The organism is Diaphorobacter sp. (assembly GCF_050251835.1).
Taxonomy (GTDB): Bacteria; Pseudomonadota; Gammaproteobacteria; order Burkholderiales; family Burkholderiaceae_C; genus JBFXIE01.
The window spans coordinates 37,906-52,210 of the sequence record NZ_JBFWLZ010000003.1; the positions used below are offsets into that span (position 1 = coordinate 37,906).

Annotated in this window: 11 protein-coding genes and 1 tRNA gene; 4 read left to right on the forward strand and 8 right to left on the reverse strand. The window is 65.5% G+C overall.

All coding sequences use genetic code 11. The features are described 5' to 3' along the window. Positions 1-269: 269 nt before the first annotated feature. The 3 genes from AB7E35_RS01870 (at position 270) to AB7E35_RS01880 (ending at position 5,391) form a co-directional block, all read left to right on the forward strand. Complete coding sequence (locus tag AB7E35_RS01870) at positions 270-3,191, forward strand: aconitate hydratase (protein ID WP_428166970.1); 2,922 nt, start codon at positions 270-272, stop codon at positions 3,189-3,191. A gap of 30 nt (positions 3,192-3,221) precedes the next feature. Next, positions 3,222-4,442: an FAD-dependent monooxygenase gene (locus tag AB7E35_RS01875; RefSeq protein ID WP_428166971.1), complete on the forward strand. Its 1,221-nt coding sequence runs from the start codon at positions 3,222-3,224 to the stop codon at positions 4,440-4,442. Positions 4,443-4,566: 124 nt separating this feature from the next. After that, positions 4,567-5,391 (forward strand): undecaprenyl-diphosphate phosphatase, encoded by an 825-nt coding sequence (locus AB7E35_RS01880; protein ID WP_428162900.1) that lies wholly within the window; start codon positions 4,567-4,569, stop codon positions 5,389-5,391. Positions 5,392-5,418: 27 nt separating this feature from the next. Here AB7E35_RS01880 and AB7E35_RS01885 read toward each other — a convergent pair whose 3' ends face one another. From AB7E35_RS01885 to AB7E35_RS01910, 6 genes are all read right to left on the reverse strand, one after another. Further along, positions 5,419-6,651, reverse strand: a complete 1,233-nt coding sequence (locus tag AB7E35_RS01885) for a multidrug effflux MFS transporter (RefSeq protein WP_428162901.1) — start codon at positions 6,649-6,651, stop codon at positions 5,419-5,421. Positions 6,652-6,903: 252 nt separating this feature from the next. Further along, entirely contained in the window at positions 6,904-7,392 is a 489-nt protein-coding gene (locus AB7E35_RS01890) for a copper chaperone PCu(A)C (protein WP_428162902.1), read from the reverse strand. Positions 7,393-7,488: 96 nt separating this feature from the next. After that, positions 7,489-7,896, reverse strand: coding sequence for a DUF2946 family protein (locus AB7E35_RS01895; RefSeq protein WP_428162903.1), 408 nt, complete (start codon positions 7,894-7,896; stop codon positions 7,489-7,491). Positions 7,897-7,991: 95 nt separating this feature from the next. Then, positions 7,992-8,174, reverse strand: a complete 183-nt coding sequence (locus AB7E35_RS01900) for a hypothetical protein (protein ID WP_428162904.1) — start codon at positions 8,172-8,174, stop codon at positions 7,992-7,994. Positions 8,175-8,505: 331 nt separating this feature from the next. Next, positions 8,506-8,581: transfer RNA gene (locus tag AB7E35_RS01905), tRNA-Lys, on the reverse strand. An 81-nt stretch (positions 8,582-8,662) separates the two neighbouring features. Further along, positions 8,663-9,640, reverse strand: coding sequence for a GMP reductase (locus tag AB7E35_RS01910; RefSeq protein ID WP_428162905.1), 978 nt, complete (start codon positions 9,638-9,640; stop codon positions 8,663-8,665). A 541-nt stretch (positions 9,641-10,181) separates the two neighbouring features. Here AB7E35_RS01910 and AB7E35_RS01915 point away from each other — a divergent pair. After that, entirely contained in the window at positions 10,182-12,614 is a 2,433-nt protein-coding gene (locus AB7E35_RS01915) for a UvrD-helicase domain-containing protein (protein WP_428166972.1), read from the forward strand. 25 nt (positions 12,615-12,639) lie between these two features. On the opposite strand, the gene arsB is transcribed toward AB7E35_RS01915, so the two are convergent. Both arsB and AB7E35_RS01925 read right to left on the reverse strand, forming a co-directional pair. Further along, positions 12,640-13,656, reverse strand: a complete 1,017-nt coding sequence (gene arsB / locus AB7E35_RS01920; RefSeq protein WP_428166973.1) for an ACR3 family arsenite efflux transporter — start codon at positions 13,654-13,656, stop codon at positions 12,640-12,642. 52 nt (positions 13,657-13,708) lie between these two features. Continuing rightward, a complete protein-coding gene (locus AB7E35_RS01925; RefSeq protein ID WP_428162926.1) occupies positions 13,709-14,209 on the reverse strand; it encodes an arsenate reductase ArsC in 501 nt (166 codons plus the stop codon). Positions 14,210-14,305 lie beyond the last annotated feature (96 nt).

The following is a 14,305-nucleotide window of genomic DNA, read 5'->3' on the forward strand; positions in this document are numbered from 1 at the left end:
GTAAATGGGTCGTCATCTCAGATCTCACCAGTGAATCCGGGGGGATGAATCGCACCACTCCTTGCGCCCCGTCCTGACCTGCATCACCACAGAAACATCAGGGTTATGCAGGTCATCCAAAACGCTGTTGTTTCACGGACGTGGCTGATGGAGACTGGCGGTGGAGATTTTGCCGCCGTCAGCCAGATGGGCGATATTGCATTGCCGCATTGGCTTTGGGGCGGTGCGCTGCCAGAATGGGTCTTCTTCGCCCACAACTGGAGTACCCCATGGCTGCTTCCAACACCCCAGACCACGCTTTTGCCGGCACGCTCAAGACTTTCACCACGGCGTCGGGCAAAGAGGGCCGGTTTTACTCGCTGCCCGCGCTGGCGCGCAAATTCCCAGGCGTGAGCCGCCTGCCGGTGTCGATTCGCATCGTGCTCGAATCGGTACTGCGTAATTGCGATGGGCGCAAGGTGACGCCCGCGCATGTGGAGCAACTGGCCAACTGGGGCCCCGATGCGCCGCGCAAGGACGAGATCCCGTTCGTCGTCTCGCGCGTGGTGCTGCAGGACTTTACCGGCGTGCCCCTGCTGGCCGACCTGGCCGCCATGCGCAGCGCGGCGCAGCGCCTGGGCAAGAACCCCCAGAAAATCGAGCCGCTGGTGCCCGTGGATCTGGTGGTGGACCACTCCATCATGGTGGACCACTACGGCACCAAAAAAGCGCTGGACTTGAACATGAAGCTCGAATTTCAGCGCAACCGCGAGCGCTACGAGTTCATGAAGTGGGGCATGCAGGCCTTTGACACCTTTGGTGTGGTGCCCCCTGGCTTTGGCATCGTGCACCAGGTCAACCTGGAATACCTGGCGCGCGGCGTGCACAAGGCGGGCAAGGTCTATTACCCCGACACGCTGGTGGGCACCGACAGCCACACCACCATGATCAATGGCATTGGCGTGGTGGGCTGGGGTGTGGGCGGCATCGAGGCCGAGGCCGCCATGCTGGGCCAGCCGGTGTACTTGCTGACGCCCGACGTGGTGGGCTTTGAACTCACCGGGCGACTGCGCGAGGGCGTCACCGCCACCGATCTGGTGCTCACCGTGACTGAGTTGCTGCGCCGGCACAAGGTGGTGGGCAAGTTTGTCGAGTTCTTTGGCGAGGGCACGCGCACTCTGGCGCTGCCTGATCGCGCCACCATCGGCAACATGGCGCCCGAATACGGCGCCACCATGGGCTTCTTTCCGGTGGATGAGAAGACCATCGAGTATTTCAAGGGCACGGGCCGCACCAAGGGCGAGATCGAGGCCTTCGAGGCCTACTTCAAGGCGCAGGGCCTGTTCGGTGTGCCGCGCGCCGGAGACATCGATTACTCGCAGGTGGTGCGTCTGGATCTGGGCGATGTCACGCCCAGCCTGGCAGGCCCCAAGCGCCCGCAAGACCGCATCGAACTGGGCCAGGTGAGTCGGCAGTTCGCTGCGTTGTTCAGCAAACCCGTGGCCGAGTCCGGCTTCAACCAGCCACCCGAGCGTCTGACGCTGCGCCACCGCGTTGGCTGCGGCGAGGGCGGCCCGGCAGCCGAGGCGCCGCAGCCCCGGCCGGGCGCCGCGCGGCCGGTGGTCGAGATGGTGAGCAACCGCCCGACGCTGGAAACCGCGCACGCACCCGCCGCCACGGCCACGGTGTGCGAGCTGCCGAAGGATGAGGCCCAGGTGCTCAAGATCGGCAACGGCGACGTGCTGATTGCCGCCATCACCAGCTGCACCAACACCAGCAACCCCAGCGTGCTGCTGGCCGCGGGCCTGCTGGCCAAGAAGGCCGTGAAGGCGGGGCTGCGGGTGGCGCCGCACATCAAGACTTCGCTCGCGCCCGGCTCGCGCATCGTGACTGAATACCTGCAAAAGACCGAGCTGCTGCCCTACCTCGAAAAGCTCGGCTTTGCCGTGGCGGGCTACGGCTGCACCACCTGCATTGGCAACGCGGGCGACCTGGCACCCGAGATCAACGAGGCCATCACCGCCAACGACCTGGTGTGCGCCGCCGTGCTGTCGGGCAATCGCAACTTCGAGGCGCGCATCCACCCCAACCTGAAGGCCAATTTTCTGGCCAGCCCGCCGCTGGTGGTGGCCTACGCGATCGCGGGCACGGTGCTCAAGGACTTGATGACCGAGCCCCTGGGCCGGGGCAAGGGCGGGCGCGACGTGTATCTTGGCGATGTGTGGCCCAGCAGCGACGAGATCCACGCCTTGATGAAGCACGCGATGAACCGCAAGGCTTTCAAGGAAAACTACGCCAAAGTGCACAAGGAGCCCGGCGCGCTCTGGAAAAAGATCAACGGCGTGACCGGCGACGTGTATTCATGGCCCGCCAGCACCTACATCGCAGAACCGCCGTTCTTTGCCGGTTTTGCTCTTGATTCCGTAGCGGCTGGCGCAGAATCTACGGGTGCTTCAGGCGAAAATTCTGCTGATTCGGTACTGGGCGCACGCATCATGGCGCTGTTTGGCGACTCCATCACCACCGACCACATCTCGCCCGCAGGCTCGATCAAAGAAAGCTCGCCCGCAGGCCAGTGGCTGCTGCAGCACGGCGTGCAAAAGGCCGACTTCAACAGCTACGGCGCGCGCCGCGGCAACCACGACGTCATGATGCGCGGCACCTTTGCCAACGTGCGCATCAAAAACCTGATGATCCCGCCGCTGCCCGGCGGCTCGCGCGAGGAGGGCGGCGTGACCCTGTTCCAGGGCGACGGACCGATGCAGGGCCAGAAGATGCCCATCTTTGATGCCGCCATGCAGTACATCGCCAGCAAAACGCCGACCGTGGTCTTTGCGGGCGAGGAATACGGCACAGGCTCCAGCCGCGATTGGGCGGCCAAGGGCACGCAGCTACTGGGCATCAAGGCCGTGGTGGCGCGCAGCTTCGAGCGCATCCACCGCTCCAACCTGGTGGGCATGGGGGTGCTGCCGCTGCAGTTCAAGGCAGGCGACACCTGGGAGTCGCTGGGCCTGACGGGCAGCGAGGTGATCGACGTGTTGCCCGACGCCGCGCTCACGCCGCAAAGCGATGCCCGCCTGGTCATCCACCGCGCCGATGGCACGCGCCAGGAGGTCACGGTCACGCTGCGCATCGACACCCCCATCGAGGTGGACTACTATCGCGCCGGCGGCATCCTGCCCTATGTGCTGCGCCAGTTGCTGACGGCCTGACCGGCGCTGAAGCGGGCCGACAATCGGGGCATGCAAAAACAAGTCTTGATTGCCGGCGGCGGCATCGGCGGGCTGGCTGCGGCACTGGGCAGCGCCCGTGCGGGTTGGGAGGTGCGCCTGTTCGAGCGCGCCGACGCTTTTTCAGAAGTGGGCGCGGGCGTGCAGATCGGCCCCAACGTGGTGCGGCGGCTGCAGGCGTGGGGCCTGCAGGGTGCGCTGCAGGCGGTGGCGTCGTTTCCCGATCGGCTGCAGGTGCGCAGCGCCCGCAGCGGCGCCCAGCTGGCCGCGCTGCGCCTGGGCGCCCGTGCCATAGAGCGCTACGGCGCGGCCTACGCCACCATCCACCGGGCTGATCTGCACGCCCTGCTGCTGGAGGCGGTGCGCGACTTGCCCCAGGTGCACCTGAATCTGGGACTGACCGTGCAGCAGCATGTGGACGACGGCAGCGCCGTCACCGTGCGGCTTGCCTACGCCGACGGCCGGCAGATTGATGTGGAGGGCGACGCGCTGATTGGCGCCGACGGTCTGCGCAGCGCCACCCGCGCCTGCCTGCTGGGCCGGACGCCCACGCGCGTGTCGGGCCATCTGGCCTACCGCGCCGTGGTGCGCCAGGACGCGCTGCCGCAGCCGCTGCGCAGCGGCGACGTGACCGTCTGGCTGGGGCCACGCCTGCATGTCGTGCAGTACCCGCTGCGCCGCGGCGAACTGCTCAACGTGGTGGCCATACGCCACGGCCAGCCGCCCGCCGATCTGGATGGCTGGGACCACAGCGCCAACGCCGCCGACCTGGAGGCCGCGCTGGCCCGCACCTGCGCGCCACTGCAAGACTTGATCAAAGCCGTGCCCCAGGCCGGCGGCGGCTGGCGCCTGTGGCCGCTGCTGGACCGCCCGCCCGTCGCCGGTCCGCACGAGATGGCACGCGGCCTGGTGGCCCTGGTGGGCGACGCGGCCCACCCCATGCGCCCCTATCTGGCGCAGGGCGCGGGCATGGCCATTGAAGACGCGGCCGAGCTGCAGCGCGCCCTGTCCATGCACGACCTGGAGGTGACCCTGCGCCTGCGCCGCTACGCGCTCAACCGCTGGCAGCGCAACGCCCGCGTGCAAGAGCGCGCGCGCCGCAACGGCCGCATCTTCCACGCCACTGGCCCCGTGCGCTGGGGGCGCGACCTGGCCTTGCGCCTGCTGGGCGAGCGCCTGCTGGACGTGCCGTGGCTGTACCGCGGCGACGGCTCCAGCGCCAGCTCGCTGTGAAAAGCCTGGTCGCAGAGGGCGGTGGCGCTGTGGCGCTTTGTTTTTGATAGCTGCCGGCGCAGTAGCGGGGGCAGTCTGCGCGGGGCCGATAATCTGCGCTTTGGTTTTTTGTCAGGACGTTTGCGTGGATACCCTCTTGCTGCTCAAGGCCGCCATCATGGGCGTGGTCGAAGGGCTGACCGAATTTCTGCCCATTTCTTCCACCGGCCATCTGATTCTTGCGGGGTCCCTGCTGGGGTTTGACGATGCCAAGGCCAAGGTGTTTGACATTGCCATCCAGACGGGCGCCATCTTCGCGGTCATTCTGGTGTACTGGCAGCGCATCCGCGACACCCTGGTGGCGCTGCCCAGCCAGCGGCAGGCCCAGCGTTTCACCTTGAATGTGTTGATCGGCTTTTTCCCCGCCGTGTTGCTGGGGCTGCTGCTGGGCAAGGCCATCAAGGCGCATCTGTTCACTCCCGTGGTGGTGGCGAGCACCTTCATTCTGGGCGGGCTGATCATTTTGTGGGCCGAGCGCCGACAGCAGGTGGCCGTGCGCATCCAGTCCGTCGATGACATGACGCCGCTGGACGCGCTGAAGGTGGGCCTGGTGCAGTGCCTGGCCATGGTGCCCGGCACCAGCCGCAGCGGCGCCACCATCATCGGCGGCATGCTGCTGGGCCTGTCGCGCAAGGCGGCGACCGACTATTCGTTCTTTCTTGCCATTCCCACGCTGATTGGCGCCGGTGCCTACAGCCTGTACAAAGAGCGCGCGCTGTTGTCGGCGGCAGACATTCCGATGTTTGGCGTGGGTCTGGTGTTTTCGTTCATCAGCGCCTGGCTGTGCGTGCGCTGGCTGCTGCGCTACATCAGCACGCACAGCTTCGTGCCGTTTGCCTGGTATCGCATCGTCTTCGGGGTGGTGGTGCTGGCCACCGCCTGGAGTGGCGTAGTCACCTGGCAGCAATAGCGCCAGCGCGGCGGCTGGCTGGCGCGATCAGGCGTGCGATGCGGTGCGCCCGATGTCCGGCCAGCGGTGGTGCAGGTAGATCCACGACACCAGTCCCACCAGCATCAGCGCCAGCGACGTGGCTGCCAGAGCCACGCCAGAGTGCATCACCAGCGGCGCCACCACGCCAGCCACCAGCCCGTTGGCCGTGGCGCCCACAAAAGCCTGCAGCGATGACGCCATGCCCCGGCGCTGCGGGAACAAGTCCAGCACCAGCAGCGTGACCACGGGCACCATCAGCGCCCAGCCAAAAGAGAAGATGCCTATGGGCCACAGCGCCCAGGACACGTGCGGCGCCAGCACCAGGTTGGCACCCAGGTTGAGCAGCGCCATCGCCAGCATGATCACGAAGCCGTGGCGAATCTGGCGCTTTGGCGGTATGCGCCCCGCCAGCCGACCGCTGCACCAGGCGCCGCCCATGATGCCGGTGATGGTGACCAGAAACAGCCAGAAGAACTGCGTGGGGCCCAGCTCCAGCAGCTCACCCAGGAAAGCCGGGGCCGACAGCACATACAAAAACATGCCGTTGAACGGCACGCCGCTGGCCAGCGCCAGCAGCATGAAGCGCGGGCTGGTGCCCAGCTCCCAGTAGCCGCGCAGCAGGTGGCCCATGTGCAGCGGCTGGCGGTCTTTGGGCGGCAGGGATTCGGGCAGCAGCCGCCAGTTGGCCAGCCACAGCAGCAGGCCCACGCCGGTCAGAAACCAGAACACGCTGTGCCAGCCCAGGTGCACCGACAGCCAGCCGCCAACGATGGGGGCAATGGCGGGCGCCGCGCCAAAAAAGAGGGTCACCTGGGCCATTACCCGCTGCGCCTGCATGGGCGGGAACATGTCGCGGATCACTGCGCGCGACACCACGATGCCCGCGCCCGCCGACAAACCCTGCAACGCCCGAAACAGCACCAGCTGGCCGATGTTCTGCGACAGCGCGCAGCCCATCGATGCCAGCGTGAACACCGCCAGGCCCCACAGCACCACGGGCCGGCGCCCAAAGCTGTCGGACAGCGAGCCGTGGAACAGCGTCATGAACGCAAACGCGAACAGATAGACCGACAGCGTCTGCTGCATCTGCACCGGCGAGGCGCCCAGCGCACCGGCGATGGCCGAGAACGCGGGCAGGTAGGTGTCGATGGCAAAAGGCCCCACCATGCCCAGCAGGGCCAACAAAATGGCAAGAGCCCAGCGCGGCGCGCGCCATAGGTGTTCTGCGTCAGGATGCATGGGGCGGGTGAGGCGGGGGCAGGTGGTGAAAGAGGTGATGCGGCGCAGTGGCTACGAACGCACATACCGATGCGGATGTCAAGAAGGGCACTTTGCAAGGCATTGCCCAGCGCGGCGCGCGGCGGCGCATTATCGGCCACGCACCGCAGCAGCGCAGTCGGCAATTGGGTGTATTTGCTACTTTATTAGTAGCTGCCAGCGCTTGTCCTGCAAGCGCTGGCGCCTTAAAAGGCTACAGAGAGAAGTAGCTGCTCAATGACCGCCATGCGGTTTGCCATGACCCATTGCTGGTGTGGCCGCGGCATTGACTGCGCGCACGCTGGCTTGTACCTGCTGCGTGGTGCGCTGGCCATCCTTGTCTTCAAACACCAGAGTCAGCGGCACGGTGGCGCCCTGGGGCACAGGCTGCTTCAGATCCATCAGCATGATGTGGTAGCCGCCGGGCCTGAGCTCCACGGCCTGGCCCGCGGGCAACTCCAGGGCGGTGATGGGGCGCATCTTCATCACGTCGTCCACCAGTTTCATCTCGTGCACCTCGGTCACTCCGGCCACTGGGCTGCTGGCGCCGACCAGGCGTGCGTCCTGCGCAGCCTGCAGCCGCATGAAGGCCCCCGTGGCCTTTTGCTGCGGCACGGTGGCGCGCACCCAGGGCTCTTGCACGCTGACCTGTGCGTGGGCCGCGCCGGCCAACAACAAGGCAGCGGCGGTTGCAATGCGAAATACGGAGAGTTTTGCGAACATGAAAAATCCTTGAATCAAAAATCGACGGGCTGGCGCGATGGCGCCGCCCAGGCAGGCCGCAGCAAGGGCTGCGCAGATGCACGCTGCGAGCCGCGGTCAGCCGAGGAAGGGGGGTGTCGAAGAGGCGCCGGGCGGCCCGCGCGCAGGCAAAGGTGCGCGGCTGAGTGCCGGCACATGCGTCTGGCGCAAGGCAGACCGCGCAAACATGTGAGCCGGCTGCCCTAAGCCGTGCAGCGCAGCACCGTCTGGCGGGGGCAGCAGGAATGGCAGACACAATGCGCAGTCCAGCGTGTGCGCGCGATGGGCAGTGCTGTCGGTGTCCGTCGCAGTATTGCCGCTGACCGCCACCCAGCGCTCCTCGCCCGATGCGCTGCAGACACGTTCCCAGCCGCCGTTCAGCGGCCCTGCCTGTACCCAGGGTGACGCCATCGCCACACCCAGCGACAGGACAAAGCACGCCAGCAACAGGCGCGCCAGGCGTGGAGCATTGCGCAGAACATGCATGGTGCACGCATTATCGACGGGCAGACGGACTCCACGCCTGCCGGGCAGGGCGGCATTGGCGGGGGTGCTTGCTGGCTCTTAGCGCGGGGGAGTCGCTACAGCAGGATGATCTCGGCACGGCCATTCAGGATGGGCTTGCACAGGATCTTGTAGCCGTGCGCATCAAAGCCCGGCGCCACCGTATCCAGTCGCCGGGCTGCATGCACATCAGCGGCGCTGCCCAGGTGGTGCCAGTGGCGGATGACGTGGATCTGCTGCCAGCCGCCATCGCGCTCCACCAGACCAGTGGCGCCCGGGTAGGGCCAGCAGGTGGCTGCGCGAATTGACGCTCTTGCCGATGTGCAGCGGCAAGTCCCCATCGGCACCGTGAAAGATATACACCCCCGGCGCGCAAGGCATGTTCTCAATGGCCACGCGCAGGTGGCCGGGGTATTCGTGGGCGCGGGTCTCGCCAAACCCGCAGTGGCGGCGGCGGTGCAGTTGCAGTCTCTCGAAAAAGGGGCGCGCATCGGAGGCTGCAATTGTGGCAACGATCGATCCCCGGTAGAGAAAAGAAAAAACCCCGCTGCGTTTGTGACAGCGGGGTTTTGTGTGCCGAGAGGCAGGTCTTGGTGGGCCCTGAAGGATTCGAACCTTCGACCAACGGATTAAGAGTCCGCTGCTCTACCAACTGAGCTAAGAGCCCTATTTTTAGGGTGCCGCGTTGCAGCACAGCCAAGGATTATGCATCAACTTTTTTGTGCACTTGGCAAATTTGGCAAAAAAATTACATCAGCAAATGCTCACCCGCGTTGTCGCCGCCCAGGATCACGTAGTTCACCTTGCGGATGTCCATCAGCTTCTTGCCGCCCGAATAGCTGATGGAGCTTTGCACGTCCTGCTCCATCTCGATGAGTGTGTCGGCCAGCGGGCCTTTGAGGGGCTCCAGGATGCGCTTGCCTTCAACATGCCGGTACTCGCCCTTGTTGAAGTCGCTGGCCGAGCCATAGTATTCCTTGAACAGTTCGCCGTTCACCTCCACGGTGCGGCCCGGCGATTCCTCATGGCCTGCGAACAGGGCGCCTGCCATCACCATGGTGGCGCCAAAGCGCACGCTCTTGGCAATGTCACCATGGCTGCGGATGCCGCCGTCGGCAATGATGGGTTTGGTGGCCACGCGTGCGCACCACTTCAGGGCGGATAGTTGCCAGCCGCCCGTGCCAAAGCCTGTTTTCAGCTTGGTGATGCACACCTTGCCCGGGCCCACGCCGACCTTGGTGGCGTCTGCCCCCCAGTTTTCCAGGTCGATCACGGCCTCGGGCGTGGCCACGTTCCCGGCAATCACGAAGGCCTGGGGCAGTTTGTCCTTCAGATAGCCGACCATCGCCTTGACGCTGTCGGCATGGCCGTGGGCAATGTCGATGGTGATGTATTCGGGGCACAGGCCTTCGGCCACCAACTGGTCCACGGTGTCGTAGTCCGGCTGTTTGACGCCCAGCGAGATCGAGGCGTAGCACCCCTTGGCGCGCATGCTGCGCACAAACTGCAGGTTGTCCAGGTCGAAGCGGTGCATGACGTAGAAGTAGCCGTTGTGCGCCAGCCAGGTGCAGATGTTCTCGTCCACCACCGTCTTCATGTTGGCGGGCACTACCGGGATGCGAAAGCGCCGCCCGCCCAGCTCGACGCTGGTGTCGCATTCCGATCGGCTGTTCACGCGGCATTTGCGTGGCAGCAAAAGGATGTGGTCGTAGTCGAAGATTTCCATGTGTTTACCCGGTGTCCTAATGATTTACGCAAACACGCTGAGTGCATTGCGCTGGCTGTTGCGCCGCCTCATGTTGCCGCACCTGCCTGTCGCGGGTTCTGAGCTTGGCGTTGTTCCGTGAGGTCGCGGCGTCAATGCTGTCGTCCGTCCGGGACCGGGGGGCGCTGCCAGGAGCGTTCTGGGGCGCATCGGCTGCAGCCGGCACGCGCCGAACCGCCCGGGTTGTCAGGTGGGGGGCAGCAAAGTCGCCTGGTGCTGGAGTAACGGCTGAAACACCCATGATGCGGGTCAGGCGGTGGTGAGAGAGGGGCGCACTTCGCCAAGTATCCGGCGCCACCGGGCGGCTTGTCAAAACTGCGGGCAACGCCGGGGCCAGTCCGGTTCATTTGCGACGATTTGTGCAAAAAATGCCTTTAGCCCTTTATAGGCAAGCGCTGACAGCTATCAGTTTTGATGGGATTTGACCTGGCTGGCTCTGGGGGGCGGCCGGCCTTCGTCACTGGGGTCGTCGCGGGGCCGGGGCGCTTTCTACAATGGCCCCATGTCCCCACAAGACCCGTTTCTGGGCGCCCCGAACACCGGTGCCGCCGCCGCTTCGCCCCTGCTGGCCCACCTCAACCCCGAGCAGCTTGCTGCCGTCACGCTGCCCGCCGGCCATGCCCTCATTCTGGCGGGCGCAGGTTCGGGCAAGACGCGCGTGCTCACCACGCGCATTGCCTGGCTGCTGCAAAACGGCCAGGCCACGCCCGGCGGCATTCTGGCCGTCACCTTCACCAACAAGGCCGCCAAGGAGATGGTGGCGCGCCTGACAGCCATGCTGCCGGTGAACGTGCGCGGCATGTGGATCGGCACCTTTCACGGCCTGTGCAACCGCCTGCTGCGCGCGCACCACAAGGCGGCGGGCCTGGCGCAGACCTTCCAGATCCTGGACACGCAGGATCAGCTCTCGGCCATCAAGCGGCTGTGCAAGCAGCACAACGTGGATGACGAGCGCTTTCCGCCCAAGCAACTGCAGTACTTCATTGCCGGCTGCAAGGAAGAGGGCCGGCGCCCGCGCGACGTGGTCGCCTCTGACCCGGATACGCGCAAAAAGGTCGAGCTTTACCAGCTGTACGAGGACCAATGCCAGCGCGAAGGCGTGGTCGATTTTGGCGAACTGATGCTGCGCAGTTACGAGCTTTTGCGCGACAACGACCCCATCCGCGCGCATTACCAGCGGCGTTTTGCGCACATTCTGGTGGACGAGTTTCAGGACACCAACCGCCTGCAGTACCTGTGGCTCAAGCAGCTGGCCGGCGACGAGGTGAACGGCCGCTTCGAGGCCCACGGCAGCGTGATTGCCGTGGGCGACGATGACCAGAGCATCTACGCCTTTCGCGGCGCGCGTGTGGGCAACATGCAGGACTTTGTGCGGGAGTTCAACGTCCGGCACCAGATCAAGCTGGAGCAGAACTACCGCAGTTACAGCAACATTCTGGACTCGGCCAATGCGCTGATCAGCCACAACAGCCGCCGCCTGGGCAAAAACCTGCGCACCACGCAGGGCGCGGGCGAGCCCGTGCGCGTGTACGAGGCCACCAGCGACCTGGCCGAGGCGCAGTGGATGGTGGACGAGATCAAGCAACTGGTGAAGAACGACGGCTTTGAGCGCCGCGAGATCGCCGTGCTCTACCGCAGCAACGCGCAAAGCCGCGTGATTGAAACCGCGCTGTTCAATGCTGCCGTGCCGTACCGCGTGTACGGCGGCCTGCGCTTTTTCGAGCGCGCCGAAATCAAGCACGCGCTGGCCTACCTGCGCCTGCTGGAGAACCCGCATGACGACACCAGCTTTGCGCGCGTGGTCAACTTTCCGCCGCGCGGCATTGGCGCGCGCAGCATCGAGGTGCTGCAGGACGCGGCGCGCAGCGCGGGCTGCTCGCTGCACGACGCCGTGAGCGCCGTGCCCGGCAAGGCAGGCGCCAACCTGGGCGCGTTTGTGGCCATGATTGATGTGCTGCGCGAGCAGACCCAGGGGCAGAACCTGCGCAGCATCATCGAGCGCATGCTGGACGCCACCGGCCTGATCGAGCACTTTCGCAGCGAAAAAGAAGGCGCGGACCGCATCGAGAATCTGGAAGAACTGGTCAACGCCGCCGAGAGCTTTGTCACGCAAGAAGGCTTTGGCCGTGACGCCGTGGCCCTGCCGCTGGACGAGCACGGCAGCCCGCTCACGCAAAGCCCCGCCAGCCAGGGGCTGGATGTAAATGCGCCGCTGCTGGGCGAACCCTTGAGGCCGACCGTGCCCGGCGTGGTGGATGCCGACACTGGTGAAACCCTCTCGCCCCTGGCTGCCTTTTTGACCCACGCCGCGCTCGAAGCCGGTGACAACCAGGCCCAGGCCGGGCAGGACGCCGTGCAATTGATGACCGTGCACGCCTCCAAGGGGCTGGAGTTTGATGCCGTGTTCATCGGCGGCATCGAGGAAGGCCTGTTCCCGCACGAAAACGCCCTGAGCGACCAGGGCGGTCTGGAGGAAGAGCGCCGCCTGATGTACGTGGCCATCACGCGCGCGCGCAAGCGCCTGTACCTGAGCCACTCGCAAACGCGCATGCTGCATGGCCAGACGCGCTACAACGTCAAGAGCCGCTTCTTTGACGAGCTGCCCGAGGGCGCACTCAAGTGGATCACGCCAAAGCAGCAGGGGTTTGGTACTTTTGCTCCTAATACAGGAGCTGGTGGCGCTTATGGATCAAGCGCCAGAGGCCCATTTGGCTTCAAGTCTGAAACCTTTGCCAGCCCGCCGGTGCCGCCCCAGAAAGCCGCCCCGGCGCATGGTCTGCGCGCCGGCATTGCCGTGTTTCACACCAAGTTTGGCGAAGGCAAGGTGCTGGCCATTGAGGGCGCCGGCGACGATGCGCGTGCCCAGGTCAGCTTTGCACGCCACGGCACCAAGTGGCTGGCGCTGAGCGTGGCCAAGCTGACGGTGGTGGATTAAGAGGCTGAGCCGGGCAACTTCAGATTCAAGCTTCGCCCGCCGGGCGCCAGGCGTTGACCATGGCCACCAGCGACAGCATCACCGGCACCTCGACCAGCACGCCCACCACGGTGGCCAGCGCGGCGCCGGAGTTCAGGCCGAACAGCGAAATCGCCACGGCCACTGCCAGCTCAAAAAAGTTGGAGGTGCCGATCAAACAGGCAGGCCCGGCGACGTCGTGCGGCAGACGCAGCCATTTGGCGGCCCACCAGCTCAAAAAGAAGATGCCGTAGGTTTGCAGCACCAGCGGCACTGCAATCAGGCCAATCACGCCCGGCTGGGCCACGATGGTTTCTGCCTGAAAGCCGAACAGCAGCACCACGGTGGCAATCAGCCCGGCCACCGACCAGGGCTTGAGCCGGGCGACGAAGTCGGCCACGGCATGGCTTGATCGCCGCTGCAGCGCATGGCGGGTAGCCATGCCTGCCGCCAGCGGCAGCACCACGTACAGCACGGTGGACAGCACCAGGGTTTGCCAGGGCACGGCCACGTCGGTCACGCCCAGCAAAAAGGCGGCAATCGGCGCAAAGGCCACCACCATGATCAGGTCGTTGACCGATACCTGCACCAGCGTGTAGCTGGCGTCGCCCTTCACCAGCTGGCTCCAGACGAACACCATCGCCGTGCAGGGCGCCACGCCCAGCAAGATCATGCCGGCGATGTATTCCTGGGCCGATTGCGGGTCCACCCAGGGGGCAAACAGGTGCTGGAAGAACAGCACGCCCAGGGCTGCCATGGTGAAGGGCTTGATCAGCCAGTTGACCGCCAGGGTCAGCAGCAGGCCGCGGGGCTTTTGGCCCACTTCCTTCACGGCGCCCCAGTCGATCTGGATCATCATCGGGTAGATCATCACCCAGATGAACACGGCCACGACCAGGTTCACATGGGCAATCTCCAGCGCGGCAATCGCCTGGAAGGCCGCAGGCGCCCACAGGCCCAGGCCCACGCCTGCGGCAATGCCCAGGGCCACCCAGACGGTCAAAAAGCGTTCAAACAATCCCATACTGGGGGCTCCGGCAAAAAATGGGCTGCGGTACTGCAGGCGGGGCAGGCGTTCAGGCCGGCTGGCGGCCGATCTGGCTCATTTCGCTTTGCAGCGACAGGTGATCCAGCTTTTCGATGGGCAGGCTCAGAAACAGGCTGATGCGGCGGTGCAGGATCAGAAAGGCGTCTGAATAGGCCTTGCGGATTTCTTCTTCGCTGCCGACGGCTCCCACCGGGTCGGGCACGCCCCAGTGGGCGGACATGGGCTGGCCCGGCAACAGGGGGCAGGTTTCGCCGGCGGCCTTGTCGCACACCGTCAGCACAAAGTGCATGACCGGGGCGTCTGGCTTGGCGAACTCGTCCCACGACTTGCTGTGCAGGCCCTCGGTGCTGACCTGGTTGCGGGTGAGCGCGTCCAGTGCCTGGGGGTGCACGGTGCCCCGGGGGTGGCTGCCGGCGCTGTAGGCGCGGAACTTGCCCCGGCCCAGCTGGTTGAGCAGGGCCTCGGCCATGATGCTGCGGGCAGAGTTGCCGGTGCACAAAAACAGAACGTTGTAGATCGGAGTGGTCATGGTTTCTCCAGGTTGGGGGAAATCGGCGGCGCAGCGGCTGTCAGGCGTATCCAGGCAGGGCTGGCCCTGGCAGCAGTTGGCGGTCAGAAAGTCCAG